At 62.2% G+C, this 24969-nt stretch carries 27 protein-coding genes; 5 read left to right on the top strand and 22 right to left on the bottom strand.

Annotated elements, in window-relative coordinates:
- Positions 1 to 56 precede the first annotated feature (56 nt).
- Positions 57 to 878 (top strand): alpha/beta fold hydrolase, encoded by an 822-nt coding sequence (locus BLV41_RS01795; protein ID WP_074710033.1) that lies wholly within the window; start codon positions 57 to 59, stop codon positions 876 to 878.
- Here the strand turns inward: BLV41_RS01795 and BLV41_RS01790 are convergent.
- The 6 genes from BLV41_RS01790 to BLV41_RS01765 all read right to left on the bottom strand — a co-directional run bounded on the left by BLV41_RS01790 (position 875) and on the right by BLV41_RS01765 (position 8461).
- On the bottom strand, positions 875 to 2203 hold the full coding sequence (locus tag BLV41_RS01790; protein ID WP_074710029.1) for an MFS transporter: 1329 nt from the start codon (positions 2201 to 2203) through the stop codon (positions 875 to 877). The genes BLV41_RS01795 and BLV41_RS01790 overlap by 4 nt on opposite strands.
- 100 nt (positions 2204 to 2303) lie before the next feature.
- The gene (locus BLV41_RS01785; RefSeq protein ID WP_074710026.1) at positions 2304 to 5408 is read right to left on the bottom strand and encodes an AAA family ATPase; all 3105 of its coding nucleotides are present in this window, start codon (positions 5406 to 5408) and stop codon (positions 2304 to 2306) included.
- Positions 5405 to 6571 (bottom strand): exonuclease SbcCD subunit D, encoded by a 1167-nt coding sequence (locus tag BLV41_RS01780; RefSeq protein ID WP_074710023.1) that lies wholly within the window; start codon positions 6569 to 6571, stop codon positions 5405 to 5407. The genes BLV41_RS01785 and BLV41_RS01780 overlap by 4 nt, the downstream gene beginning before the upstream one ends.
- Positions 6572 to 6681: 110 nt before the next feature.
- Entirely contained in the window at positions 6682 to 7620 is a 939-nt protein-coding gene (locus BLV41_RS01775; RefSeq protein ID WP_074710021.1) for an aquaporin, read from the bottom strand.
- Positions 7621 to 7677: 57 nt separating this feature from the next.
- Positions 7678 to 8103 (bottom strand): DUF202 domain-containing protein, encoded by a 426-nt coding sequence (locus BLV41_RS01770; RefSeq protein ID WP_083360543.1) that lies wholly within the window; start codon positions 8101 to 8103, stop codon positions 7678 to 7680.
- Between the two features lies 1 nt (position 8104).
- Complete coding sequence (locus BLV41_RS01765) at positions 8105 to 8461, bottom strand: YidH family protein (RefSeq protein ID WP_044571556.1); 357 nt, start codon at positions 8459 to 8461, stop codon at positions 8105 to 8107.
- Positions 8462 to 8549: 88 nt separating this feature from the next.
- Here BLV41_RS01765 and BLV41_RS01760 point away from each other — a divergent pair, with 88 nt between their 5' ends.
- On the top strand, positions 8550 to 9641 hold the full coding sequence (locus tag BLV41_RS01760; protein ID WP_074710018.1) for an ADP-ribosylglycohydrolase family protein: 1092 nt from the start codon (positions 8550 to 8552) through the stop codon (positions 9639 to 9641).
- Positions 9642 to 9671: 30 nt separating this feature from the next.
- Here the strand turns inward: BLV41_RS01760 and BLV41_RS01755 are convergent, their stop codons facing one another.
- From BLV41_RS01755 to BLV41_RS01730, 6 genes are all read right to left on the bottom strand, one after another.
- Positions 9672 to 10217 carry a DUF4395 domain-containing protein gene (locus BLV41_RS01755; protein ID WP_083360542.1) on the bottom strand — a complete coding sequence of 182 codons (546 nt, stop codon included), beginning with the start codon at positions 10215 to 10217 and terminating at the stop codon, positions 9672 to 9674.
- Between the two features lie 68 nt (positions 10218 to 10285).
- A complete protein-coding gene (locus BLV41_RS01750; protein ID WP_074710015.1) occupies positions 10286 to 10693 on the bottom strand; it encodes an MmcQ/YjbR family DNA-binding protein in 408 nt (135 codons plus the stop codon).
- A gap of 44 nt (positions 10694 to 10737) precedes the next feature.
- Positions 10738 to 11736 (bottom strand): 3'-5' exonuclease, encoded by a 999-nt coding sequence (locus tag BLV41_RS01745; RefSeq protein WP_074713033.1) that lies wholly within the window; start codon positions 11734 to 11736, stop codon positions 10738 to 10740.
- A 78-nt stretch (positions 11737 to 11814) separates the two neighbouring features.
- The gene (locus BLV41_RS01740) at positions 11815 to 12510 is read right to left on the bottom strand and encodes a hypothetical protein (RefSeq protein WP_074710012.1); all 696 of its coding nucleotides are present in this window, start codon (positions 12508 to 12510) and stop codon (positions 11815 to 11817) included.
- Positions 12507 to 13460: an ABC transporter ATP-binding protein gene (locus BLV41_RS01735; RefSeq protein WP_074710009.1), complete on the bottom strand. Its 954-nt coding sequence runs from the start codon at positions 13458 to 13460 to the stop codon at positions 12507 to 12509. The genes BLV41_RS01740 and BLV41_RS01735 overlap by 4 nt, the downstream gene beginning before the upstream one ends.
- On the bottom strand, positions 13457 to 13867 hold the full coding sequence (locus BLV41_RS01730; protein WP_244516693.1) for a GntR family transcriptional regulator: 411 nt from the start codon (positions 13865 to 13867) through the stop codon (positions 13457 to 13459). Before BLV41_RS01730 ends, BLV41_RS01735 begins: the two co-directional genes overlap by 4 nt.
- Before the next feature lie 172 nt (positions 13868 to 14039).
- Between BLV41_RS01730 and BLV41_RS01725 the strand changes: the two genes are divergently transcribed.
- Positions 14040 to 14741: a DedA family protein gene (locus BLV41_RS01725; RefSeq protein ID WP_083360541.1), complete on the top strand. Its 702-nt coding sequence runs from the start codon at positions 14040 to 14042 to the stop codon at positions 14739 to 14741.
- Positions 14742 to 14826: 85 nt separating this feature from the next.
- Here the strand turns inward: BLV41_RS01725 and rdgB are convergent, their stop codons facing one another.
- The 7 genes from rdgB to clpS all read right to left on the bottom strand — a co-directional run bounded on the left by rdgB (position 14827) and on the right by clpS (position 19732).
- Positions 14827 to 15447: an RdgB/HAM1 family non-canonical purine NTP pyrophosphatase gene (gene rdgB / locus BLV41_RS01720; RefSeq protein ID WP_074710003.1), complete on the bottom strand. Its 621-nt coding sequence runs from the start codon at positions 15445 to 15447 to the stop codon at positions 14827 to 14829.
- Positions 15447 to 16187 (bottom strand): ribonuclease PH, encoded by a 741-nt coding sequence (gene rph, locus BLV41_RS01715; RefSeq protein WP_074710000.1) that lies wholly within the window; start codon positions 16185 to 16187, stop codon positions 15447 to 15449. The genes rdgB and rph overlap by 1 nt, the downstream gene beginning before the upstream one ends.
- A gap of 86 nt (positions 16188 to 16273) precedes the next feature.
- Positions 16274 to 16801, bottom strand: coding sequence for a hypothetical protein (locus tag BLV41_RS01710; protein WP_074709997.1), 528 nt, complete (start codon positions 16799 to 16801; stop codon positions 16274 to 16276).
- A gap of 141 nt (positions 16802 to 16942) precedes the next feature.
- Positions 16943 to 17740 (bottom strand): MBL fold metallo-hydrolase, encoded by a 798-nt coding sequence (locus tag BLV41_RS01705; protein ID WP_074709994.1) that lies wholly within the window; start codon positions 17738 to 17740, stop codon positions 16943 to 16945.
- Positions 17737 to 18771 (bottom strand): glutamate racemase, encoded by a 1035-nt coding sequence (gene murI, locus BLV41_RS01700; RefSeq protein ID WP_074709991.1) that lies wholly within the window; start codon positions 18769 to 18771, stop codon positions 17737 to 17739. Before murI ends, BLV41_RS01705 begins: the two co-directional genes overlap by 4 nt.
- A 96-nt stretch (positions 18772 to 18867) precedes the next feature.
- A complete protein-coding gene (locus tag BLV41_RS01695) occupies positions 18868 to 19434 on the bottom strand; it encodes a DUF2017 domain-containing protein (RefSeq protein ID WP_074709988.1) in 567 nt (188 codons plus the stop codon).
- Positions 19427 to 19732, bottom strand: a complete 306-nt coding sequence (gene clpS, locus BLV41_RS01690) for an ATP-dependent Clp protease adapter ClpS (protein WP_044571580.1) — start codon at positions 19730 to 19732, stop codon at positions 19427 to 19429. The genes BLV41_RS01695 and clpS overlap by 8 nt, the downstream gene beginning before the upstream one ends.
- A gap of 76 nt (positions 19733 to 19808) precedes the next feature.
- Here clpS and BLV41_RS01685 point away from each other — a divergent pair, with 76 nt between their 5' ends.
- Entirely contained in the window at positions 19809 to 21113 is a 1305-nt protein-coding gene (locus BLV41_RS01685; protein ID WP_074709986.1) for a nicotinate phosphoribosyltransferase, read from the top strand.
- A gap of 12 nt (positions 21114 to 21125) precedes the next feature.
- The gene (locus BLV41_RS01680; protein ID WP_074709983.1) at positions 21126 to 21743 is read left to right on the top strand and encodes an isochorismatase family protein; all 618 of its coding nucleotides are present in this window, start codon (positions 21126 to 21128) and stop codon (positions 21741 to 21743) included.
- A gap of 91 nt (positions 21744 to 21834) precedes the next feature.
- On the opposite strand, the gene BLV41_RS01675 is transcribed toward BLV41_RS01680, so the two are convergent.
- The 3 genes from BLV41_RS01675 to nagB form a co-directional block, all read right to left on the bottom strand.
- Entirely contained in the window at positions 21835 to 23604 is a 1770-nt protein-coding gene (locus tag BLV41_RS01675) for a DEAD/DEAH box helicase (RefSeq protein ID WP_074709980.1), read from the bottom strand.
- A gap of 104 nt (positions 23605 to 23708) precedes the next feature.
- Positions 23709 to 24035 carry a DUF3039 domain-containing protein gene (locus tag BLV41_RS01670; protein ID WP_044571588.1) on the bottom strand — a complete coding sequence of 109 codons (327 nt, stop codon included), beginning with the start codon at positions 24033 to 24035 and terminating at the stop codon, positions 23709 to 23711.
- 133 nt (positions 24036 to 24168) lie between these two features.
- Positions 24169 to 24951 carry a glucosamine-6-phosphate deaminase gene (nagB, locus tag BLV41_RS01665; protein WP_074709978.1) on the bottom strand — a complete coding sequence of 261 codons (783 nt, stop codon included), beginning with the start codon at positions 24949 to 24951 and terminating at the stop codon, positions 24169 to 24171.
- Positions 24952 to 24969 lie beyond the last annotated feature (18 nt).

The raw sequence follows: 24969 nt of genomic DNA, 5'->3' as shown, positions 1-24969 counted from the left end.
TTTTCGCTACTCTGGACCTACGACGGCGGCACCTGCCGCCGCGGGAAAGAGGAGTCATGTCTGTTCAAGGGAAAAACTCCACACCCAGCGCCTCGCATTCTGTTGAGGGTGCCAGCACAGGGCTGAACGTGGCAGTCTTCGATGCCGACGTCCCCGCACAATTGCCGCCAGTCTTCCTGATCCATGGATTTGCCTCATCCATTGAGTTGAACTGGATCAAGAGCGGCTGGGTTGCGGCACTCAACAGGGCAGGGCGTCGGGTGCTTTCGGTAGACCTTCCGGGTCATGGGCAGAGCACGGCACCCTACGATCTTGATTCATATACGCCCGGGAAAATCCGTGCAGACCTGCTTCAAATCCTGACTGATCAAGGCGTCCGGCCGCTGCAAGCCGGCGATCTTGGCTCCGGAGTCGATTTAATCGGATATTCGCTTGGCTCCCGGTTGGCCTGGGAATTTGGCGCAACCCAGCCGGAGTTGGTACGCAAGATGGTGCTCGGAGGCCCGAACCCCAGGGATCCGCTGGCCGAATTTGACCTCAACGCGGCACAAACATTCCTCAACGACGGCACCCCCATTGCAGATGAATCCACCCGCTGGTTGTTGGAGATGGCCCAACTCATTCCCAGCAATGACATTTTCGCCCTGCTGGCCTTGATTCAGGCCATCAAGCTCGAACCCTTTGAGCCGGCCGACGCCGTTCCCAAAATGCCCATCTTGCTTGTGGCCGGTGACCTGGACGAGCGAGCCCGCAGCATGGACCTGCTCGCCCAGCTCAACGGCAAGGCGGAACAGTATGTCATTCCCGGACGCACTCACAACAATGCTGTTACCTCACGGGAGTTCAAGGACGCAGCCATCGCCTTCCTGGCCGGCTAGTTGGTTTTGTTCGTCCTGCGAAGCAGCAAGGCGGCTACCAGGCCCAGCACCAGGAGGGCGCTTGCGGCGACAATGGGAACAATGAAAGCCGTGTGATATCCCACGGTTTGGGCCAGTGACCCGGCAATCGAGGAACCAAGCGCCGTGCCAGCCACGATCCCACTGGCCAAGGCAGTCATGACGGTGCCCATCCATTGCGGCGGGGCAATGACGCTTCCTACGCTGAAAATGGTCACCATGGTGGGACCCACTGGAATTCCCACCAGCAGCAAGACAATAATCATGGATCCCAAGGACTCAGGCAGCAGGAACGCCATGGTTCCGGCGGCCATCAGGGCAGCCGTCAGAACCCAGCGCCAGGCGTGGCTAAACGCGGCAGGCCAATAGGCCACCGAGAGCGCGGCGACGGCGGAGCTGGCGCCCATTACGGCGTACATGAGCCCGGCCTGGTCTACCGAGCCGTGGACTCCGGTGAACGCCGTCAATGCCGTCTGGGAGGATCCGAAGAACGTGCCCATGAAGACCATTCCCAGCACCGGGACGGCAACTCGCAGCCACTTGATGGGTTCGGCGGCGACGTAGCCGGCATTGCCCGTCACCGAGTTTTGGCGCGCGCCAACAGCGGCCTGGGTGGGGTGGATGGCAAAGAGTGTCACCAGCGTGAGCGTCATGGCTGCTGCCAGAACCAGGGGAAGCCAGGGCGCTGCGAGGGAAGCCAACAGGCCAACGAGGGCCGGGCCCAGCACGAAGGTCACCTCATCTGCCGTGCCCTCCAGGGACAAGGCCGTGTCAACCAGGGGACCCTGTTGCTTCTTGGGCAGTTTCTTGCTCAGCGCCATCCATCGCACGCGCGACAACGGCCCTACTTGGGGTGAACTGGCGCCGGCCAGCAGGGCGATGCTCAGCATGGCCACGGTGGCTGAGACGGTGAACTCGCCAATGCTGTAGGCCATGGCGACGACGCCGCACACGAGCACGGCGTTTGCCACGGCGGACACCAGCAGGATGCGTTTTTGCCCGAAACGGTCTGCAAGGTAACCCACCAAGGGTGCACCGATGGCCGCACCCACGCCCACGGCACCGGCGGCATAGCCGCCAATTGCGTAGGAAGCGCTCACAGCCGTGACGAGGGTCAAGACCCCAATGGTCAGCATGGCCAGCGGCACTCGGGCAAACAAGCCCAGGGGAATGTAGCTCTTTCCGGCCAGGCGGGGCAGCATGCCGTAGCGGCTCGTGCTCTTCTTGGCGGCGGCGCCCTCAGCGCTGTCGCTGGAAGGCGCGTCGGGGAAGGGTGCTTCTGGAAGGGAGGAATATGAGGATGTCATGTGTATCCGGTCAGCTCAAAGTACGTGTGCACCGTCCCTCCTCCCGGCACACCGAACCCAAATACCCTTCCAGTCTAGTGGGCTTCGGCTCGGGCGGGAACTAGACGGACTCCCCTACGCGCAGGGTGGAACCGGTCCGCCCCTTGACCACATGCAGGTGAAGTGGAATGCGCGATTTCATATCCGCCACGTGGCTGACCAGACCCACCATCCGCCCGCCGTCGCGAAGGCCCTCGAGGGCGTCCATGACCTGATCCAGCGATTCCTCATCCAGCGAACCGAAGCCCTCATCAACGAACAAGGTCTCAATGTCGAGGCCGCCGGACTCCTGCTGGACCACATCTGCCAGCCCCAGCGCCAAGGACAAGGAGGCCATGAACGATTCGCCACCAGAGAGCGTTGAGGTGTCCCGGCTCAGCTGCGTCCAGCCATCCACCACGGCCAGACCCAGACCGGATTTCTTGTTCCCGCCGGCCTTCGCATCGCTGTGTGTCAGGGAGTAGCGGTCCCCGCTCATGGTGGAGAGCCGCAGCGAGGCTGCCTCCGCGACTTGCTCGAGGCGGGCGGCAAGGACGTAGCTCGTCAGGGTCATCTTCAGCTGGTTGTCTCCCCCACCGCGGGCGGCATCCGCCAACCCGGACACCATGTTTGCATGGTCTCGCAGGGGCGCCACCGAAAGTTCCTTGGCGGCATGCTCGGCGTGCGTGATGCGAACCCGGGCCAAGGCGTTCTCTGCCAGCGAGAAACGCAGGCCAGCATCCTCACGGGCTTTCCGGTGTTCCAGAAGTGAGCGTTCCAGTGCCAAAAGCGTTTCAGGATCGGGGGCGCCAAGGCCCTGTTCCGATTCTCGCCGGGCCGCACCCACCTGGTCCGATTCCAGCGCCGCGGCAAGGAGCGTCTGCACCCTGGCATGGTCATCGAGATTGGCCTTGGCGGCGGCGACAGCGGGTGCGGCCATGAGGCTTTCCTCGACGTCCGCCGACGTCGCAAAGTCGCTGAGCTGCAGGGCTTCTTGCAAAGTGGCGGCCGCGTCATCCCTGGATTGCAGCGCTGAAACCTTGCGCCTGAGTGCAGCGAGGGCGCCGGTGGTGGCGGCCAACGCCGTGGCAACAGCTTGCTGGCGCAGGCTCAATGTTGCATAGCCATCTCTGGCTTCCTGAAGCCCCGCCGACAATTGGGTGCTTTCCTTGACGAGTGCCGAGTTTCCTGCGAGCAGCGACGCCACGGACTCCTTGGCGGTCAGCAACACGGTCCAGGACGCGGCAATGTCCGTCTCCAGCCGTCCTTGCTCCGCTTCCCACTCTTGAAGCCGTGCGGCATCGTCGGTGGCCGCCGCCAAAGCCGCTGTACACCGTTCGACGGCGGCGGCAGCCTCGTGGCGAACACCGTCTCCACCGCGCTCAACCAGGACTGCCAGCCACTGGCGTTCTTTTACGAGCGTTGCTGCGGCCTCGACCGCAGCTTTTTCCAGCGATGTGAGCGCGTCCTTGGCTTTCTTCTCGGCCCGGACGGCGTCGGCACCCGAGCCGGCCAGCGGCGAAGGAGCCGGGTGGATGGTGCTGCCACACACCATGCAGGGCTCGCCATCGACCAGTCCCGCAGCCAGCTCCCCTGCTGCCAGGGCCAGGCGATGCTCAACGGCGCCCAGCCACAGCTGCTTGGCGTTCACCACGTTTTCACGCGCGGCCAGGTCAAGACCGTGGGCCGTCTCCACCACAACAAGTTGTGCCGTGTGCGCCTCGATGCTCGCCAGCTGGGCTGTGGACTCGGCAAGCTGCTGGCTGGCTTTTTCCAGTGACACGGTCTTCGCCCGCAACACCCCCAGCTTTTCCTTGAGCTCGGTCAGTTGTTCCTTGCCACGGGACTGCGCCACCTCGAGTTTGGCAACATCTTGTTGGGCCGCCAACAGCTGCTCCTCGCCACGGATCAGTTCGGCGTCAACGGCAACGAGCCTTAGTTCCTGCGGCAGTATCTGGGCAACCGTGGCCTCCTGCCCGCTGAGGATCCTCTCAACGGATTCCAGTTCGGTGATACCGGGCTGGGCCTGAGAAGCCGGCAGCGTCTTGGTTGCTGCGCCTGTGGCACCAACCGCCGTGACGGTACGGGAGGCCAATTCATCTTGGGAAAGCTGTGCCAGCGCTTCCGCAGCCTTCGACTCTGCCTTGATCAGTTCCGCTCCGGCGCCGTGGTCGGCCTTGACGCTTCCGGCGAGGACCTCCGCTTTGTGGTGGCGGCTCAATTGGGTGTCCCAGGCGGCCACCTGCGGGGCCCGCTCCGCCAGACGGGCCTGTTCACGCAGCGCCGATTCCAAAGCGTCGTGCCTGCTCTTGCGGTCCTGGGCTGCGCTCAAGGCCTGTTGGCTTTCCTCGAGCAACCCATTCAGGTGCCCTCGTTCGGATTGGGCCTGTTCGACGGCCACGGCAAGTTCGGCTTCCAGCCAGGGGAAGAGCCCGGCTCCGGTGGTCTCCGCCTCCGAAGGCTCCGGATCCCCTGGTTCTTCGCTGTCCGCGCCTTCGCTGGCCGCTGGCAGGACGCCTGCGGCTTGGCTCCGGGCCACTTGTTCAAGCGCCACGAGTTCGGCGACGCCGGCGGTGACCCCGGCTTGGGCGTCCTTGGCCGCCGCCGCCAAATGAATTTCCAGATCCTTGTAGACCTCGGTGCCGAAGAGTTTCTCCAGGAGTTCCTGGCGGTCCTTGGCGTCGGCGCGCAGGAAGGCCGCGAATTCTCCCTGGGCCAGGAGCACCACCTTGGTGAACTGCGCCATGTTCATACCCAGCAGGCGCTGAATTTCGCTGGCGGCCTCGTCATTACGCTGTGACAGCGCCACCCAGACGCCGTCGACCCGTTCGCGCAAGGCTGTGCTGGCGTTTTCTCGTGTGGTGCCCGTGCCGCGTTTCACGGGGCGCAGCCATTCTGGGCTGCGGGTCACTTCAAGACGGCGGCCACCTGCCGTAAATTCACACATGACCTCCGGCCCCATCCCGGGCTCCGCGTGGTGGCTGCGCAGCCGCCGGACCGAGCCCTGCCTGGCACCGGGCACCTGGCCGTAAAACGCGTAGGCGATGGCATCCAGAACGCTGGTCTTCCCGGCCCCCGTTGACCCGTTGAGCAGGAAGAGACCCTGGGATCCAAGAACGTCGAAGTCAACAACTTCACGGCCGGCAAAGGGCCCAAAGGCTTGAATTTCAAGGCGGTGGATCCTCATCGTGCCGCCACCTCCGCGTGGACCGCGGCGAGAGTTTCGCGGAGAACGGCCGTTTCCGGTTCAGTGGCAGGGCGCTGGCGGACGTGGTCCAGGAATCCACAGCACAAATCGAGCTCGTCCACGGCTCCGGAAACGCGCTGGCTGTAACTTTGAGCGGCGCCATCGCGCACGTTCTCCGGCTCAAAGATGAGCACGAGGGTGTGTGGGAAGCGGGCGCGCAGGCGCTCCATGGCGTTGGCCGGGCGGGAATCGTCTGTCAGCGTGATTTGGCAATAGCTATCTTCGGCCGCGGAGAATTGCGGATCGATGAGGAGATCCTCGAGTTTTCCACGCACCAGCGACAACGCCCTTTCGCCTGGCCAGTCCACGGCCCGCACCTGGCCCAGACCAGCTTCGGTAACCTCAACGAGCCAGCCACCCTTGGTGTGGTTGGCCTCCGAGAAGGAATAAGGCAGAGGAGAGCCCGAATACCGCACGTTGGGGCGCAGTTGTTGGCGCCCATGCAGGTGCCCCAGCGCGGCGTAGGCAAAGCCCTCAAAGAGGTCAACGGGTACGGCACCTACACCGCCAATGGCGAGCTCGCGTTCGCTGGCCGAGGTGATGCCGCCGCTGGCAAAGGTGTGTGCCAACACCACTGCGTGGCTGCCCTCGGCCCGGGTGGCCAGATCGGCACGGATGCGGGTCACCGCCGCCTCGGTCACGGTGAAATGGCTGGCCTGATCCACGCCGAGCTCATCGGCAACAATGCGGGGCTCAAGAAAAGGGATCCCGTAGATGGCAAGCACCGGGCCGTTGCCATCCTCGGTGAGGGGCAGAACCACTGGCGTGTCAAGGTCCGCAATACGGGTGCGCAGGTAGACTCCGGCGGCTTCCATGACGCGCCCGGCGAAGCCCAAACGGGTGGCGGAATCATGGTTGCCGCTCGTGATGATCACCTTGGTACCCAGCGCAGTAAGCCGTGCCAGCATGTCGTCAAAAAGCTTGACAACGTCAACATTGGGCAGGGCCCTGTCGTAAACGTCCCCGGCCAGCAGCACCACGTCAACGTTTTCAGCAATGACAGTATCCACGAGCTGGCCTGCGAAGCGGCGCTGGGCGTCGAGGGTGCCCACGCCGTGGAACGACCGGCCCAAATGCCAGTCCGAGGTGTGAAGTAACTTCATGGTTCCACGCTATAGGAGGGTGCCGACATTCACGGACCGCGGCGGACCCCGGTTAACGCCAAGGGCCCCTCCCGCGCATCGCGAGAAGGGCCCTTGAACCAGTGAAGAAGTTACTTCTTGGTGCCGTCGAAGAAGGCCTGCGCATCGTCCACGCGTGCCGGTTCGCTCTTAACGCCCGACGCCGGAACCGGTGCTGCAACCGTCTCGCCGGCGGATGCGCCAGTCACGACATCTTCCGAAGAAGCAGCCTCGGAAGAAACGGCGCCAACGGTATCGCCGGAGGAGGCCTCGGCGTCGTCCGTCAGTTCAGCGGCAGCAGCGGACGGCACGAAGGAACGGTAGATCGCGGCGGCGAGCGCTGCACCCACCAAGGGGGCAAGCCAGAACAGCCACAGCTGGCCGGCGGCCCAGGATTCCGCCAGGAACACTACGGAGGTAGCGCGGGCCGGGTTCAGCGAACCATTGCTCAGCGGCATCGTGATGGCCACGGCGACGGCAAAGGCCACACCAATTGCCACCGGTCCCAGGGTTGTCTTGTTCCGGACGGAGGTGATGCCCAGAACCATGGCTGTCAGCACGGCAACGGCAACAACTTCCACGATCAACACGCCCACCATGGGCACCTGGGACGGGGAATGGGCATCAAAGCCATTTGCAAGTGCGCCGAAGAGCGCCGGCGTCTCGGGCGTGGCACCGGCTGGCATAACCTTCATCATGGACAGCCACACCACGGAGGCCAGCACGGCACCGATGGTCTGGGCAACAATGTACAGCGCCATTGCGGAGAACTTCAGTCGGCCGACCACGGCCATACCCAGTGAGAATGCGGGGTTGAAGAAACCGTTGGAGATGTGTCCGAAGGAGACGATGGCCGCCACCATGGCCAGACCGTAGGCGAAGCCAATCGTCGCGGCCGAGCCGGTGGAGTTGAAAAGTGCAGTGCCCAGTCCGGCAAACACAATGAAGAAGCTGCCCAAACCCTCGATCGCGACGCGGGTACTGAGCGGGTAGGCCTGCACCGGGGCCGTGGCCGTTCCGGATGAAGTCATGGTGTGTGAATCCTTCGGTTGCAAATGAAAAGAAAAATTGTGGGGCGTGGCGGGTTACTAAAAACCCAGTGCCAAAGCGCACACGGTGGCCACAGCCAGAGCCACTATAGCGGCCGATGCTGTACGTAACATAAGAGCCGGAACTGCCATCTGGGCACTGTGATCCAGCCGCCCCACACCGGCATGGAGCAGCCGAATCCGGCCCACGGCGCAGAACACCAGGACGATCGTGGTCAGGCAGGCGATCACGGCGCAGATTCCCAGGCCGATCACCTGGGCCGAATCTTCGGTGGCTATGAGGGCGTCACTCGTGCCACCGGCGAGCGCATGAATCCAGCCACGCCAGATAAGAATGTCGGCGATGACGGCGCTGAGGATGGTTCGGCGCCAGGCCAGGGCCGTGCGTTCCGGCTGCAAGCCAGGGTCACGTTCGGAATCGCCGTCCGGGCCGGCTCCGGGACCGCCGCTCGTAGGGCCCGCCATGTCAGGGCCTGACGAGGATCAGGACGGCGAACACGATCGCCGCGAGGGAGACAATCACCGTCATCCCCAACATGAGCCAGGAGTGCGGCAATTCGGCGTCGTTGCGCATGGCTTGTTCCTGGTGGGCCCAGCGCCGGTAGCTCACAACGGCAAGCACGGCGCCAATGACAGCCAAGATCATGCACAGGATGATGCGAATGAGCGGCGGCGCAATCTCCGGGGCCAGTTGGTCGATCGCCACGGCACCAGCCAAGAGGGCCAACGCAGTGCGTACCCAGGCGAGGAAGGTGCGCTCATTGGCTAGCGAAAACCGGTAATCGGGGGTCTTGCCGGTTCTTCGCCAAGCTGGTTCGCGCATGGGTCTCCTCAATGCTCTGGTGGTGGCAGGTTCGGCTACGAGTCTACTGGGCACCAGAGTGCTCTCCGGGAACGGTAAATTGGACTGCATGACTACAGTTGCAGGAACCGTCAACACTCCCCCGGCCGATTTTGCTACCCGAGTCCAGGGCACGCTGATGGGCGGTGCACTGGGTGACGCCTTCGGCTATCTGGTGGAGTTTGATTCGCTTGCTGACATTGCTGCCAAGTACGGCCCTGCCTTGTTGGTCGATCTGTCGCAGGCTGTCGGTGCCGCGCACTTCTCCGACGACACCCAGATGACCCTCTACACCCTGGATGGGCTCTTGGATGTGTTGGAATGGGCCAACAACGGTGTCAGCGCGGACATCAACGCCTGCCAGTGGCTTGCTTACCTGCGCTGGCTCAAGACTCAGGACTTCGCTGCCGCGGAGCACGCACCGGCACAGTCCGCACGCTGGATCGATCATCAGAGCGTGCTGCATCATCAGCGGCACCCGGGCAATGCCTGCATGACAGGTCTTGCAACAGGTGAAATGGGCACCGTTTTCCGCCCTGTGAATCTCGATTCCAAGGGTTGCGGCACCGTCATGCGGTCAGCCCCGTATGGTCTACTGCCCAACATTGAGGCGGAGACCATTTACAAAATCAGTTCCGATGCCGCTTCCCTGACCCATGGCCATCCCGCCGCACGCCAGAGTTCGGGCGCCTTCAGCTGGCTCATCCATGCCTTGGTGATGGGCGGGTTGGGATTGCAGGAGGCTGCGGCCTCGGCCCGGGACCGCGCCGTTGCCGAGCCGGCCGCCGATCCAGAGCTGTTGGCCCGGCTGGAAGCTGCCTTGAGACTTTCCGCGAACGACGCCGACCCATTGAATGGCGATGCCCTCACCGATGCGCTGGGGCTGGGTTGGGTGGCTGAAGAAGCGTTGGCAGTTGGGATGTACTGTGTTCTGGCCACAGCCCGCGGAGCGGTTTCGCCTGTTGATCATTTTCTGGCGGCAATCAGGCTGGCCGCCAATCATGGCGGCGACAGCGATTCCACGGCGTCCGTCGCCGGGAACATCCTCGGTGCGTTCTACGGGGAAGCTGCCCTGCCGCCGTCGTGGTTGACCATGGCCGAGGCACCGGCGCTGATTCGGCATCTTGGAGCGGAGTTCATCAAGCTCACCACGGGGCACTAAGAGACTGGTGGCCGCTGGATCCTCCGGGGATTAGCTCTTGCGCAGGCCGATGTTGGCGCATTCCTCGCAAATCCCGGCAGGGATGACGCCGCGGCGCATGAGGAACGCGAAGATGGCGCAGCCAAGGCAGAGACCGATGAAGGCCTCCAGCGAGGCTGCCACAACCAAGAGCACCATGAGCGTCCAGCCGGGCAGCGAACCGCCGGTCACCAGCAACACGAAGGCCGCGATGGACAAGGCGGCGCCGATCCCTTGGGCAAAGCGCTTGGGCGGGCCGGGAACCAGCTTCGGATCTCCCACTAGCGGGGCAAGAACCTTTACTGAGAGCAGCGCAGCCGGAGAGATTCGAGGGCCAAAGGCAAGGCGCAGCACGAAGCCGCCGGCGATGAGACCTACCAGCCACGGCAGCTGCCCGAGGAGTGAAACAAGTGCCAGAACAACAACAATGCCGGCCGTGAACCTTGCGGCGTGATCGTTGACCGGATTGGGGAACGCAAAGACCCGTTTCAGGACGCCCTGCCGTGGAGCCTGGATGAATTCAGTGGCTACTGGGTGGTTGCTGGTGAATTGGGTCATGGTTCAGGGTAAGACCGGGTCCCGGGAGATCTAAAGGATTGTTGCGCAGAATGACTAAAACCGCGGCCTCAGCCGCGGCGATCTGCGGGCGAACCGTCCCGGTCCAATATTGCAAGGCACCGTGGTGGGGCGATCCTGCGGTAGGAGCTGTCCAGAAGCTCCGCGATTTCCTGCCAATCCGGTACGTCGGCACTCAGATCCAGTCCCACCCACCCATACGATCCAATGTAGGACGGGATGTAAAAACGCAGATCCGCCAGCAAGGCTGCACGTTCATCGGCTTCCGGAAGAACCTGAATGGACGCCGGCCGGGGGTGGCCCGTTTGCCCTTGCCCATAGTAGGCAAAGATCCTCCCGCACCTAAATGTTGGCCGGCCAAAAGCTTCCTTCTCCGTGGCCTCCGGAAACGCCAAGCTCACGCTCCGCAGTCTCTGCAGGAGCGGATCTTCGTCGGAGTACATCTTGGGATGGGCCATGCCTGCATCTTAGGCGCCTGCACCTGGCTCCCGCCAGAAAAGTCTTAGCCAACCATCTGCATGAATTCGCCCTCGGAGAGCACCTCGATGCCTTGGCCGCGGCGCTGTAGTTCCAGCACGCGCGCAGCCTTGGAGGTGAGCCTGCCATTGCGCAGGTCAGAGGCCGCGAATCCGCTGCCCACCACCAGCACAGTGGTTTTCAGCGTGACGCTGCTGGCGCATTGTGCTCCGTGACTGGCGGCCCGGACCTTGGCCTCGGGACGGCCCAAACCCAGATCGCCCGTAAAAACGATGGTCTGTCCAAATAGCGGGTGGGACATGTCGGCGTGGACGTTTGGCACCGGGTTGGGGCCCTCGGTTGACCAACTGGAGCGGCCGCCCCGTGCGGTTGGGTTGGACACTCCGGACTTCATTTCCGCCATCTTCTCCAACGCCGAGCGCGTCGCCTTGGACATGGCATCCGTCTCCGGGTTGTACGCGTCAATGTGGGGCATGGGCAACTTCATGGCGGCAAAGACGTCGTGGACCGAATCCGCGCCGTGCTTGGCTGCAATATCCAGCATGATTCCGGCACAGGCCCGGGCATCTTCGGTAGCGTCGTGGTGGTTCTTCAGGGGCACTCCGGCGGCCTCAGCAACGAATGGCAGCGAATAGGACGGCAGCGAATAGTTCTTGCGCGAGAGCACCACGGTGCAGGCATAGTCGTAGGCGGGGGCCGGCATTCCCGAGACTTCCGAGGCGGAGCGGATCACACCAATGTCGAAGGCCGCATTGTGCGCCACGAGGGCATCGGAGCCAATGAAGGCCTGAACCTCGGGAAAGACCTGGGCGAAACGCGGCGAGGCGGCAACGTCATCCGGGGTGATGTTGTGAATGGTGATGTTGCGGGAGTCGAAGTGGTCGTGACCCTCCGGCGGGCGCATGAGCCAGTAGCCCTCATCGACGATCACCCCGCCCCGAACCTTCGTCAAACCGACGGAGCAGGGGGAACCCCGAAATCCGTTGGCGGTCTCAAAATCGATTGCTGTAAAGTCCAAAGCCACCATTCAAGGCTACCCCCGCGCGCTCCACCGGGGCGCATCACGAGCCGGATCTCACATGGTGCACTGGACTGTCCAACCCTATGGCGTCGCGCGGCGCAAGGTGAGGAAGGCTCCCAACCCCAGTGCCGCAGAAAGTGCCAGGGCAATCAGCCCTGTTGTCGCTGGGGTGAGCGTGAGGATCCAGCTGCCCACGCCCGTCCACCCGTCCAGCACGGTGATGAGGGCAATCATCGCCACGATCACCACGGCAAGGACAATCCCGGTCACCAACAAGCCTGTGGCCTGCCAGCGCTTGTATAGCGTGGCTGACCAAAAACCCAGCAGGAACAAGAACATCATGAGGATGAAGTAAAAGAAGATTTGAATGAACCACGGCTGATCGGCAACCCACTGCAACGCAAACATGCGCCCGTTCAGGCCCCAGCCCTGCGTGGCGGTCTCAATAACGCCCAGGACAACATAAAGGCCGGCGACAACAGCTGCCACCACTGTGAACAGGCCCACGGTTCCGAGGAAAAAGTTCCTGCGGCTGATGCTTAGTCCCTGCGAGAAAGGGAAACTCAAGGTTAGGGATTGGATGCCAAGACCAAAGAAGTACCACATGATTGCCTGCCCGGCTCCGGAATATTTCACCCCTTCTGCGGCAGAATCCGGCAGCATCGCCCAGATGGCCATGGTCATGGCAAAGGTGGACACCAGGATCAGTGCAGGTATGCCCAGAAATGTCCATTTGTTGATGAGCTGCATTTTGGCAACTCCTAGTGCGCGGTTCATCGTGATGCTCCCATCCGGGTCTTCTTGGTCACCGGGTCTTGGGTTTTCGGCAGCGAACTGTCGTTGCCCAAGGAAGCTCCGGCGTCGAGCGTTTTTCTAATGACGATTTGTTGCAGGGAAACCGGCCTCAACTCCAGGCCCAGATCCTGCGCTTCGCGGCGTTCGGCGGCGCTGAGGGCACCGTCGAGAGTGAGCGAAAGCAACGCTCCCAGGCTCTCCCGGTGCAGGACAGTGCGCCCGGCTGCAAAGGACTCCACCTGGGCGCCGATACCGGCAATGGTGACAGCGGAGCCACGGATGTTCTCGGCATCGTCATCAACCAAGATGCGGCCGTTGTCGATGATGATGACGTGCTCGAGTAAATTGGCCACCTCATCGATCAGGTGCGAGGACAAGACAATGGTGCGCGGGAACTGCGCGTAATCGGTCAACAACCTGTCATAGAACAGTTGCCGGGCAACGGCATCCAGGCCCAAATACGGTTCATCGAAGAACGTCAGCTCGGCCCTCGAGGCCAGCCCGATGATCACGCCAACTGCCGAAAGCTGGCCACGGGAGAGCTTCTTGATCCGGCGCTTCATGGGAAGGGCAAACTCCAGCGCCAATTGTGCAGCAAAGTCCTGATCCCAATTCTTGTAAAACAGTGCTGCCGCTTTGAATGCGTGCATGGGCTTGAAATCGTCAGGATACTTTTGAGATTCCCTGATGAAGCAGATTCGGCTTAGAACGCTCTCATTTTCATAGGGCTGTTCTCCGAAAACCCGCACCTCGCCGGAACTGGCGAAGCCTTGTGCCGTCAAGATGGACATCAGCGTTGTCTTGCCGGCGCCGTTGCGGCCCAGTAGTCCGTAAATCTTGTCCTGCTCCAGGGTCAGGCTGACACCGTCGAGGGCCGTGATGTCCCGATAGACGCGGGAGACGTTGCTTACTTGGACAATTGGCTTGCTCATAGCGCTCCTTCTTTCTCCGGTTCTGCTGAATTGCCGATCGTGGCGGCATCCATCCTGGACTCGCGCGCCATCATGGCCAGCAGCTGCTCGTTGTCAATCCCCAACTTGCGTGCCTCCTGTGCCAGCGGACGGACGAATTGTTCGTAAAAGTCATCCCGGCGCCTGCCCAGCAGGACGCCCCGGGCTCCGGTGGCAACAAACATGCCAATACCCCGTTTCTTGTAAAGGATTCCATCGTCAACTAGCCGGTTGACGCCCTTGGCGGCGGTGGCCGGGTTGATCCTGTGGAAGGCTGCGAATTCGTTGGTGGAGGGAACTTGGGCTTCTTCGACCAGGATTCCGTCAACAATGTCGTTCTCCACCATTTCGGCGATCTGCACAAAGATCGGCTTGCTGTCATCTATCACGCGGCCACCCCCGGCATCCCGATAGTGGAGGTCTTCGCTCGCCTCATTGGTTCATTACTCATGTAACTAACCATATAAGCAATGGAGAATGTGTCAACCCCTCGATATCCTCCCCAGGGTGGAGGAAGCGTTCAGCTAAGTACCGTAATCTTGGAGGGTGATACTTACCGCTTTGAGTGACTCTGCCCTGCCTGCCCTCATGGGACACGGAGCCGTTCCTTCCCTCGGCTTGCTGCCCGACTGGCTCGATCCCATGAAGATCCTGGACAACCCGGCAATGGGCGCCTGGGTGGTTGTCCTCGCCTGCGGCATCATCTTCGCCGAAACCGGCTTGCTGGTTGGTTTCTTCCTGCCCGGCGACTCACTACTCTTCACGGCGGGCCTCCTGGTCAGCACGGGCTCCATGCCGGTGAACATTTGGGCCCTCATGGCCATGTTGATCGTCTCTGGGTTCATCGGCAACCAGCTGGGGTACTTCATCGGGTACAAGGCCGGTCCCGCCATCTTCAACAAACCCGAATCGCGGCTGTTCAAGAAGCAGCACGTCGATTCGGCCCACGCCTTCTTTGAAAAGCACGGCGGCAAGGCCCTGATCTTGGCCCGATTCGTACCCATCGTGCGCACCTTTGTGCCAGTGATTGTGGGCGTGGCCAAGATGGACATGCGCAAGTTCCTGCTCTTCAACGCCATTGGCGCCGTCGCCTGGGCTGGCGGTGTCACCTACCTCGGCTACATCCTCGGCAACAAGGTGCCGTGGGTGCGCGACAACCTGGATATCATCTTCATTGCCATCGTCGCGGTGTCGATCATCCCGATCGGCATCGAGCTCCTCAAGGCTCTCTCGCACCGCAAGAAGAAGACACCTCAGGCCTGATTGCGCCAAAAACGACGGCGACCCGCAGCTATTGCTGCGGGTCGCCTTTTTGCGCCGGTACTCTGATCGAGCCTGTCCCCGGGGACTAGTTCGAGAGCGCCTTGATGATGTGCGGCAACAGCGCCCGGAAGGCGTTGCCACGATGGCTAATGGCGTTTTTCTCAGCGCTGGTCAGTTCCGCGCAAGACTTTCCCAGGCCAACCGGTTGAAGGATGGGGTCATAGCCAAATCCGCCCTCGCCGCGAGGAGTGTGCAGGAGGGTTCCCTCAAGGGTTCCCTCCTCAACAACATCCAGCGAGCCCTCGGCATTGGCAAGCGCGGCGGCACACACAAAGCGTGCTCCACGGTGTTCTTCGGCGATGTCGGAGAGCTGGGCCAGGAGCAAGTCCAGGTTTGCGTTGTCATCGCCGTGACGTCCGGCCCAGCGAGCGGAGAAGATACCGGGCGCACCGCCAAGGACATCAACGGCCAGGCCTGAATCATCGGCAATGGCCAAGGCGCCACTGAACTGTGCCACGGCGTGTGCCTTCAGTCGTGCGTTCTCGGCGAAGGTGACCCCCGTTTCGGCGACGTCAGGTGCATTGATGGCTCCGGCGTCGAGCACGTCGGTATCTACGTCAAGGCCCGGCACCTGGCCGCGCAACAACTCGCGCAGTTCCTTCAGCTTGCCCTGGTTGTGGGTGGCGAGGATGAGCTTGGGGGCCATCAGCTGGCGAGGGTTTCGCGCTGGATTCGGCTCAGTTCCGTGGTGCCGAGCAGGGCCAGGTCCAGGAGCTGGTTGAGCTCGTCACGATCGAAAGGGGCGCCTTCGGCAGTGCCCTGAACCTCGACGAACTTGCCGGAGCCAGTCACGACGACGTTCATGTCGGTCTCGGCACGCACGTCTTCAACATAGGGCAGATCCAACATCGGTATGCCGTCGATGATGCCCACGGAGATGGCCGAGACAGTGTCGATCAAAGGCTGAGCGTTCTTGGCGATCAGCTTGTTTTCCTTGGCGAAGGCGATGGCGTCGGCGAGGGCCACGTAGGCGCCGGTGATCGCGGCGGTGCGGGTTCCGCCATCGGCCTGCAGGACGTCACAATCCAGGACAATGGTGTTCTCGCCCAGGGCCTTGGTGTCGATGATGGAGCGCAGGGAGCGGCCGATGAGGCGGGAGATCTCGTGCGTGCGGCCGCCAATCTTGCCCTTGACGGATTCGCGGGAGTTACGGGTGTTCGTGGCGCGCGGCAGCATGGCGTACTCGGCCGTGACCCAGCCGGTGCCTTCGCCCTTGAGCCAGCGCGGCACGCCGGGGGTCAGGGAGGCGGTGCAAAGTACACGGGTGTTGCCGAACTCGATCAGGGCCGAACCTTCGGCCTGCTTGGACCAGCCGCGGGTGATGGTGATGTCGCGGAGCTGGTCGTTGGTGCGCCCGTCGGCGCGAAGTGTTTCAGTGGAAGTCATGTCTCTAGCTTAACGCCCAGGTATGGCAATGGCGGCCCCCATCGCTGGAAGCCGCCATCTTGTTCCGCTACATGAAGCCTAAGGAATTACCGGCCCTTGGCGGCCAACTTGTAGTTCTTTTTGGCTGTGAAGTAGGCGGCGCCGGCGCCCATGAAGCACAGCACCATGGCGCCAAGGCCCAGCAGAATCTGGAGGATGGTCGCAATGCCGCCGGGCATCGTCATTCCCATGAGCTGCGAGAGCGATACAACGGCCAGCACGGCACCAACGATGCGGGCCCAGCCCATGCCCTTCTTCAGGAACAGGCCAATGAGTACGTAGAGGATCACGGCGACGACCCCCATGACAATCGCGGTGCCGGTGGAGACCATGATGGCGGTATCGACCATGTTCGCATCGACGCTTGGCAGGTTTTGGGTCTGCAACTGATCCATCAATTGGGTGCGGAAGTCATCGGATTGCATTTGCAGAACAGCAAAAATGGTGGCGATGACCTGCAGCACGGCGGCACCGATGAGCATATAGAAGACCGTGTTCATGATGGGCGGCGCAACAGGTGCCTGAACCGTTGAAAATTCTGTGGCTGCGGGGTTGTAGCGGGGCATTTCGCTCATAGCGGGCATCCTTTGTGGCGTGACGTAGGACGGCGGCTGCCGCCCTTTCCTGCCACCGATCCTAGCCGCCCCCAACGGATAAGGAGATAGTCCTTTCGGAGGATATTCGCCCCACAATGAACACTTCGTCCGAAAGGACAGTTAGATCGTGTAGTGAACGCCCGCGACAGCCGCAGCCACATCGCCTGTGTAGACCTCGCTGGCCTCGGTCACAACCTTGTTGGTGTCTGTCCATACCGGGATGTGGGTCAGCAACATGCGCCTGACGGTGGCGCGTGCGGCGGCCTCGCCTGCTCGCTTTCCGGTGAGGTGGACGTCCTTGATGTGATCGTCCCGGCCCTCTTCAAAGGCCGCCTCGCACAAGAACATATCCGCATTCATCGCGGCATCCTCCAGGCCTTGGCAGCTATCGGTGTCCCCGGAATAGGTCAGGACGGCCGTGCGATCCACGCCGGTGCCATCGAACTCGGTCACTTCAACGCGCAGCGCATAGGCTTCGGGAACGGGGTGATTGACGGCGTAGGGCGTCACCTTGAACGGGCCCACCGTCACGGGCTCGCGTTCGCTCCAATTCTGAAAATCAAATTCTTCGTGCATGCCCGGATCAAGTTCCAGGCCGTAGGCGGTGGCTAGGCGGTCGGCGGTTTCCGCCGGCCCCCACACTGGAATCCTGCCACGGTTCCAGCCATCCGGGCTCCACCGAACGGCTACATGCAGACCGCACAGGTCCATGCAGTGGTCCGGGTGCAGGTGGCTGAGGAAGATCGCATCAATGTCTTCCAGGTCCATGTACTTTTGCGCCGCACCGAGTGCGCCGCTGCCCAGGTCGATGAGCACGCGCCACGGCCGCACACCGTCGTGTGCGGTGAGTAGGTAGCAAGATGCAGGCGATGACGGCCCTGGGAAGGACCCGCTGCATCCAACAATCGTCAACTTCATGTTCGCTCCCCCGTGCCTGTTCCCGGAACTGCCAGTCTGCCGACCGAATCGGCCAAAACAAAATTCGAGACTCGGTTGGCACCGGCGCCGGGGGCATTTTCTCGGGCAGCGGCTAACATGTCATCCGTGATGAGCGCCAGTGATCCCGTGGGATAGTGCGCCGCAACATGGCTCACTTGTTCCACGTCCAGCACCTCAGGGCCAAGGAAACGACGGGCAAGGACGCCAAAGCTGGCGGCATCACCGGTGGAGAGGAACTGGTGTTTCGGCGCTCCGCCTGACACCCGCTCCAAGTCATGGCTCACGAGCGCCTTGTAAACGTCCTTGGCAGTTTCCTCGGCGCTGGACACCAGCGTCACGGAATCGCCCATAACGTACGAGATTACCCCCGTCAGCAGCGGGTAATGGGTGCAGCCAAGGACCAGGGTGTCCACCCCCGCGGCCTTCAAGGGGGCCAAATATTCTTGTGCCGTGGTCAAGAGTTCGGGACCGGCAGTGATGCCCGATTCCACGAACCGGACAAAGTCAGGGCAGGCAACCGAGGTGATGGTCAAATCAGGCGCCGCAGCAAAAGTGTCATTGTAGGCGCGTGAACCAACTGTGGCCACGGTACCGATCACCCCTACCTGGCCGGTCCGGGTGGCCGCGACGGCTCGGCGTACGGCCGGCTGAATCACTTCGATGACCGGAATCCCGTAGCGGGCGGTGTACCGTTCCCGCGCATCGCGCAGCACGGCCGCAGACGCGGAGTTGCAGGCTATGACCAAGAGCTTGACGCCGGAATCAACCAGTTCATCCATGACGCCGAGCGCGTTGGCGCGAACTTCTGCGATGGGCAGTGGACCGTAGGGTCCCTTGGCGGTGTCGCCCACGTACAGGATTGACTCGTTGGGCAGCTGGTCAATGACCGCACGGGCCACCGTCAACCCGCCAACCCCGGAATCAAAAATCCCGATAGGCCGCTCGGCAACGAGGCTCGCCCGCGAGTTAGTGGCTGGTGTGCGCGTTGAGTTGACTGAATGTGTGCTCATGATCGATTCAACAATAGTTCTTTTGTTGGTCCTACAGCGGCAACTGCGCGCAACAACACAGTTTCCCCGCCGTGTTCCCTCACTGGCGGAGTTCCCTTACTTGCTGCGCGACAGCGCGGACAACATGGCCTGGACCAGGCTCTCCTGGAGCCAGGAGACAAAGTTGTACACGAGTGAGAGGTAGCTTTCCACATCCTCGGCGTCGCCCCAGTCCTGTACCTGGTGGATTTTTTCGGCGTCTTCTTCGTCCCGGATATCAAGCCGTTCGGCCAACACCAGGCGGACGTCGTTCAGGGCCATGGCCCACAGCTTGGCACCTTCCGGCGTCAAAACCAGCTTGTCACTTTCCAAATCCAACGAGGCCGCCCGCAGTGCGCCAATCTTCGTTTCCCGCAGGGAGCGTTCGGTGAGCTGCCGGAACTCAAGGGCCGCGTCGTCGTCATCCTTCACCGCGTTGGGCAGGAGCCGCAGCAGGGCCGGATCGGCGGGGACGGACACATCCATGTCCAGGCCGATCAACGCGGCCAGAGGATCCTCATGGGCGGGCGTGTTCGGTTCAAGCATGGTGATGATGTCGGTGAAAAGTTTGCGCAGTAGATCACGCTCGGCCGATTCGAGGAAACCGGTGATGCCCCGGCGGCCGGCGGAGAAGGCCTTAGCCACGAGGGCCCCCCTTCTGAACCGTTGCCCAAAGGCCGAATCCGTGCATGGCGACGGCGTGTGCTTCCATTTTTTCCTTTGCCCCGTGGGACACGGCGGACTTGCCTTCAGTGTGAACTTCAAGCATTAGTTTCGCCGCCTTGGCTTCTGAATAGCCAAAATAGCTTTGGAAGACGTAACTGACGTAGCTCATCAAATTGACCGGGTCATTCCACACGATCAACTCCCAGGGGATGTCTGGGGAGATGAGTTCACGCGTTGAGACTTCCCGGTCTGTTTCCGGGGCTGTGCTGACACTCATGTGTCCATTCTAGTGTCGCCCCACTAAAGTAAATTCCGTGACTACGCCATCAAGCTGGGGCCACCCCCGCACATCATTGTTTACAGATCACTACGAGCTGACAATGCTTCAAGCAGCCCTGCACTCCGGCGCGGCCCACCGCCGAAGTGTTTTTGAAGCCTTCGCCCGCCGCCTGCCTGACGGGCGCCGGTACGGTGTTGTCGGTGGAACGGGCCGCATTCTGGAAGGCTTGGAACACTTCCGTTTTGGCACGCACGAGTTGGATTTCCTGGCCCAAAACAAGGTGGTCAATGACGAAACGCTCGCCTGGTTGGCCGATTTTAAGTTCTCCGGGAGCGTCTACGGTTACGCAGAGGGCGAATTTTACTTCCCGAATTCGCCCATTCTGACCATTGAATCCACGTTTGCCGAGGCCTGCATCCTTGAAACGTACGTCCTTTCGGTCCTGAATCACGATTCCGCCATTGCCTCCGCCGCGTCTCGGATGATCGGCGCCGCCGGTTCCCGCCCATGCATCGAAATGGGTTCCCGGCGCACACATGAGGAATCCGCCGTGGCAGCTTCCCGCGCCGCCGTCATTGCCGGCTTCCACAGCACCTCAAACCTTGAGGCCGGGCTGCGCTATGGCGTCCTGACCCAAGGCACGGCCGCGCATTCATTCACGCTGCTGCACGATTCCGAGGAAGAGGCCTTCCGCGCCCAGATCGGTTCCATGGGTGCCGGCACCACCTTGCTCGTTGACACATACGACGTCGAAGCCGCGGTCCGCAAGGCCGTCGCCATCGCGGGCCCGGCCTTGGGTGGCGTACGGTTGGACTCGGGCGATTTGCTGGCCCAGGCGCGCGATGTGCGTGCGTTGTTGGACTCGCTTGGCAATACCAACACGCGCATCACCGTAACCAGCGATCTTGACGAGTTTGCCATTGCGGCACTCGCGGCAGCCCCTGTTGACTCTTACGGCGTGGGCACCTCCCTGGTGACAGGTTCAGGGGCCCCCACCGCTTCCATGGTCTACAAGCTGGTTTCACGCGAGGGCGACGATGGTGAGTTTGTCTCGGTGGCCAAGGCGGCCAAGAACAAGGCCAGCGTGGGCGGGCGCAAGTACGCAATGCGCCGGCTCAATGGTTCCGGCATTGCCACGAGCGAGGTTGTTGGCATTGGCCACAACCCGGCCTCGGACAGCAATGACCGGGTCTTGCTGGAAGAATTCATGGTTGACGGAGTCCTGGTGCCGGGTTGGACCGGTGCCGAGGGCGTTGTGCGGGCCACCACCCGTCACGCGGCCTCCATGGCTGAAATGCCCGGCACAGCCCGCCGGCTCCAGCGCGGGGAACCGGTAATCCCCACTGAATACGAACAAGCAATACCAGCAGCGAAATAAGAGGAGCACCCCATGGCCAAGGCCCTAATCATTGTTGACGTGCAAAACGACTTCTGCGAGGGCGGTTCACTTGCCGTGACCGGCGGAGCCGATCTTGCCAGCGAGATCAGCGAACTGCTGGAAAACGCCACGGATTTCGACTTCGTCGTGGCCACGCAGGACTGGCATGTGGATCCGGGAAGCCATTTCTCGGAAACCCCGGACTTCGTCAAGAGCTGGCCGGTGCACTGCGTGGCCGGGTCCAAGGGCGCCGCGTTGCACCGCAACCTCGATACCGAGGACATCGACGCCTACTTCCGCAAGGGCAAGTTCGACGCCGCATACTCCGGCTTTGACGGGTTGCTGGCACCTGAGGATGAGGTGGCCGTGGGCGAGCGGGAAGCCAACCAGGCTGCCGATGAAGACGCCGAAGACCCCGTAACCCTGGACGAATGGCTGCGCGAGAATGACGTCGAGGACGTGGTTGTGGTGGGCATCGCCACGGAACACTGCGTTCGCGCCACTGCGCTGGACGCTGTCAACGCCGGCTACAACACCACGGTTCTGCGCGACTATGTGGCAGGAATTGACGACGACGCCGCCGAAGAGGCACTGGAAGAGCTCGAGGACGCCGGAGTGGACCTCAAGTAGCAACACCGAACTGAGGGCGTGCCAAGCGGGCGACGGCGTATGTAATTTCATACGCCGTCGCCCGCTTGGCACGCCCTCGATGAATGGACGGCTACTTGCGGCCGATGAACCAGTCCTGGAGCTTCTTCATGCGCGTCTGGAGCTGTGACTCGTTGGCCTGCGCCACGGCCGGGCCGCCGCAAATGCGCCGCAATTCGCTGTGCACCATGCCGTGGGGCATCCCGGAACGGGCGCTCCACGCTGAGACGTTCTTGGCCAGCTCGCCGCGCAGGTCCATGAGCATGCGGTGGTCAACCAGTGGCGGAGCCTCCGGTTCGGCCGCCGGAGCCTTCTTGCGCCGCCGCGTCTGCTGATCGGCCTGGCGTTGTCGCAGCAACAGGCCCATTTGGTCGGCGTCGAGCAATCCGGGAATGCCCAGGAAGTCCAGCTCGTCGTCGCTTCCAATGGCACCGCCGGTGCCAAATTCGCCACCGTCAAACAGCACCCTGTCAAAGGAAGCCTGAGATTCCAGGGCCTCGAACTTGAACTTCTCCATGGTGTCGGAGGCCTTTTCCTCGCGGTTGGCCTCCTCCATCTCGGCGTCTTCCTCGATGAAGCCGTCCGGGTCCTTGTCCGGGCGGTCCAACGCGTGGTCTCGTTCGAGCTCCAGCTGGTTGGCAAGTTCCATCAGGTTCGGCACGGAGGGCAGGAAGATCGACGCCGTCTCGCCCCTCTTGCGGGCACGCACGAAGCGCCCAACGGCCTGGGCGAAGAACAACGGTGTGGCGGTCGAAGTGGCATAGACGCCAACGGCCAAACGCGGCACGTCAACACCTTCGGACACCATGCGAACTGCAACCATCCAGCGCTTGTCGCCGGCCGAAAACGAATCGATCTTGTCGGAGGCCTTGGCATCATCGGACAAGATGACTGTGGGCGATTCGCCCGTGATCTTCTTCAACTGGGCTGCGTAGGCGCGTGCGTCCTCGTGGTCGGTGGCAATCACCAGGCCTCCGGCGTCGGGCACTGCACGCCTGACCTCGGTGAGGCGTTTGTCTGCCGCGGCCAGGACCGCCGGGATCCACTCCCCTGCCGGGTTCAGCGCTGTGCGCCAGGCGTGGGCGGTGACGTCCTTGGTGACGGCCTCACCCAGATTGGCTGCCATTTCCTCACCGGCACTGGTGCGCCAGCGCATCTGGCCCGAATAGGCCATGAACATGACGGGCCGGACCACGTGGTCCTTGAGTGCTTCCCCGTAGCCATAGGTGTAGTCGGCCTTGGAACGGCGGATTCCGTCCCTGTCCTCGGCATATTCCACAAAGGGGATCGCCGCGGTGTCGGAGCGGAATGGTGTTCCGGTCAGGGACAGGCGCCGAGCTGCCGGTTCAAAGGCCTCACGGATGCCATCACCCCAGCTCAGCGCGTCACCGCCGTGGTGGATTTCATCCATGATGACCAAGGTCCGGGCGGCCTCGGTCTTGGCACGGTGCAGCATTGGCTTGCTGGCCACCTGCGCATACGTCACGGCAACGCCAACAAAGCCCTTGCCATGGCGGCCGTCGGCGTTCTTGAAGTTGGGATCAATCGCGATGCCTACCTTGGCCGCGGCATCGGCCCATTGACGCTTCAAGTGGTCCGTGGGCGTCACGACGGTGACCCTGTTGATGATCCCGCGGGCGATCAGCTGCGTCACAATGTGCAGCGCGAAGGTGGTCTTGCCTGCTCCTGGCGTGGCTACCGCCAGGAAGTCCTTCGGGTTCTCCTGAAAGTACTTTTCCATGGCTTCGGACTGCCAGGCCCTAAGCTTCTGGGCCGTCCCCCACGCTGCGCGTTCAGGGTAGGCCGGGGGCAGGGACGGTCCGCCAAACAAAGTCTCCGTCAAAAAATTCCCGCCATCCTCGTCACATCTTTCACGCTGCCGCACCCGAATCCGGGCACGGCCAAACAACGGCTTGCGCCGCAGAAAATTACTGGTGGTAGCTGTTGCTACTCTTTGGGCTTCTTCGGGCCCTTGCCCTTGCCGCCGCCCTCGGGGCGAAGTCCGTCGTAGACCTCTTTGCATTCGGGGCAGACGGGGAACTTCTGGGGATCGCGCCCCGGTGTCCAGACCTTGCCGCACAGGGCAATGACGGGCTCGCCGGTCATGGCCGATTCCATGATTTTTTCCTTGCGCACATAGTGCGAGAACCGTTCGCTGTCGCCCGGCTCAACTTCTTGTTTCAATTCTTGGCGTTCAATGACGGCAGTTGACCCACCGGTCTGGCCACCACCGTATGCAGGGTCGTTTTCGAAGGGGTCTGGAGGCAAACTCATGAAACCATTCTAGCGTCTCCGGCTCCGCGACTCACCGAGGAGCGGTTCACGTTCTTGAGACCTGGGACAACAATGCACGGAGGGAGGCCAGTCGCCTGCGCAACCCGCCTCCCGCCGTCGGAACTAAAAATCTTTAGAGTCCCTGCCAAACCGGCTTGTTGTCGTAAGCGTGGCGGTACGTTGCCGCACCGGCCAGCTTGGCAGCCGCAGCCTCGTCAATGATGACTGTGACCCGCGGGTGGAACTGCAGGATTGAGCCCGGGCACGAAGCGGACACGGGGCCCTCAACGAAGTCGCGGACGGCGTCGGCCTTGCCAGCACCGGAAGCAACCAGAACCAGGTGGCGGGCGTCCATGATGGTGCCAAGACCCTGCGTCACCACGTGATGCGGGACCTGTTCGATGTTGTCAAAGAAGCGCGCATTGTCCTGGCGTGTCTGCTCGGCCAGTGTCTTGATGCGGGTGCGTGAGGCCAGCGATGAGCCGGGCTCGTTGAAGCCGATGTGGCCGTTGGTGCCAACACCCAGAATCTGCAGGTCGATGCCGCCGGCAGCAACAATGGCGTCCTCGTACTGCTGGCAGGCTGCCGTGATGTTCTCGCTTGCGCCGTCCGGGCCGTGGACGTTCTCGGGCGCAACGTCCACGCGGTTCGTGAATTCGCGGCGGATCACTTCGCGGTAGGACTCGTAGTGGCCAACAGGCAAACCCACGTACTCATCGAGCGCGAAGCCCCTGACCTGAGTGAAGTTCAGGCCCTCTTCGTCGTGGCGGCGCGCCAGTTCGTCGTAGATCGGCAACGGGGAGGAACCCGTGGCCAGACCGATAACAGCGTTGGACTTGTTGCGCACCAAGGCCTCGATGGCGTCGGCAGCCAGTGCGCCAACTTCCTTGCTGCTGGGGAGGATGATGACCTCCATGTAACACGCTTCCTTTCA

This window comes from Arthrobacter alpinus (assembly GCF_900105965.1).
GTDB classification, from domain to species: domain Bacteria; phylum Actinomycetota; class Actinomycetes; order Actinomycetales; family Micrococcaceae; genus Specibacter; species Specibacter alpinus.
The sequence above is the reverse complement of the archived record's forward strand: the minus strand, read 5'-3'. Positions and strand labels throughout refer to the sequence as shown.

Coding starts and splice junctions, on each gene's coding strand:
- BLV41_RS01710 (WP_074709997.1), bottom strand. CDS start 16,801: ATGAGCGAAATGCCCCGCTACAACCCCGCAGCCACAGAATTTTCAACG.
- BLV41_RS01735 (WP_074710009.1), bottom strand. CDS start 13,460: ATGAGCAAGCCAATTGTCCAAGTAAGCAACGTCTCCCGCGTCTATCGG.
- nagB (WP_074709978.1), bottom strand. CDS start 24,951: ATGGAGGTCATCATCCTCCCCAGCAGCAAGGAAGTTGGCGCACTGGCT.
- rdgB (WP_074710003.1), bottom strand. CDS start 15,447: ATGGCCCCCAAGCTCATCCTCGCCACCCACAACCAGGGCAAGCTGAAG.
- BLV41_RS01760 (WP_074710018.1), top strand. CDS start 8,550: ATGACTACAGTTGCAGGAACCGTCAACACTCCCCCGGCCGATTTTGCT.
- BLV41_RS01750 (WP_074710015.1), bottom strand. CDS start 10,693: ATGGCCCATCCCAAGATGTACTCCGACGAAGATCCGCTCCTGCAGAGA.
- BLV41_RS01680 (WP_074709983.1), top strand. CDS start 21,126: ATGGCCAAGGCCCTAATCATTGTTGACGTGCAAAACGACTTCTGCGAG.
- BLV41_RS01780 (WP_074710023.1), bottom strand. CDS start 6,571: ATGAAGTTACTTCACACCTCGGACTGGCATTTGGGCCGGTCGTTCCAC.
- BLV41_RS01755 (WP_083360542.1), bottom strand. CDS start 10,217: ATGACCCAATTCACCAGCAACCACCCAGTAGCCACTGAATTCATCCAG.
- rph (WP_074710000.1), bottom strand. CDS start 16,187: ATGACTTCCACTGAAACACTTCGCGCCGACGGGCGCACCAACGACCAG.
- BLV41_RS01705 (WP_074709994.1), bottom strand. CDS start 17,740: ATGAAGTTGACGATTGTTGGATGCAGCGGGTCCTTCCCAGGGCCGTCA.
- BLV41_RS01670 (WP_044571588.1), bottom strand. CDS start 24,035: ATGAGTTTGCCTCCAGACCCCTTCGAAAACGACCCTGCATACGGTGGT.
- BLV41_RS01740 (WP_074710012.1), bottom strand. CDS start 12,510: ATGAACCGCGCACTAGGAGTTGCCAAAATGCAGCTCATCAACAAATGG.
- BLV41_RS01770 (WP_083360543.1), bottom strand. CDS start 8,103: ATGGCGGGCCCTACGAGCGGCGGTCCCGGAGCCGGCCCGGACGGCGAT.
- murI (WP_074709991.1), bottom strand. CDS start 18,771: ATGAGCACACATTCAGTCAACTCAACGCGCACACCAGCCACTAACTCG.
- clpS (WP_044571580.1), bottom strand. CDS start 19,732: ATGAGTGTCAGCACAGCCCCGGAAACAGACCGGGAAGTCTCAACGCGT.
- BLV41_RS01795 (WP_074710033.1), top strand. CDS start 57: ATGTCTGTTCAAGGGAAAAACTCCACACCCAGCGCCTCGCATTCTGTT.
- BLV41_RS01775 (WP_074710021.1), bottom strand. CDS start 7,620: ATGACTTCATCCGGAACGGCCACGGCCCCGGTGCAGGCCTACCCGCTC.
- BLV41_RS01785 (WP_074710026.1), bottom strand. CDS start 5,408: ATGAGGATCCACCGCCTTGAAATTCAAGCCTTTGGGCCCTTTGCCGGC.
- BLV41_RS01790 (WP_074710029.1), bottom strand. CDS start 2,203: ATGACATCCTCATATTCCTCCCTTCCAGAAGCACCCTTCCCCGACGCG.
- BLV41_RS01765 (WP_044571556.1), bottom strand. CDS start 8,461: ATGCGCGAACCAGCTTGGCGAAGAACCGGCAAGACCCCCGATTACCGG.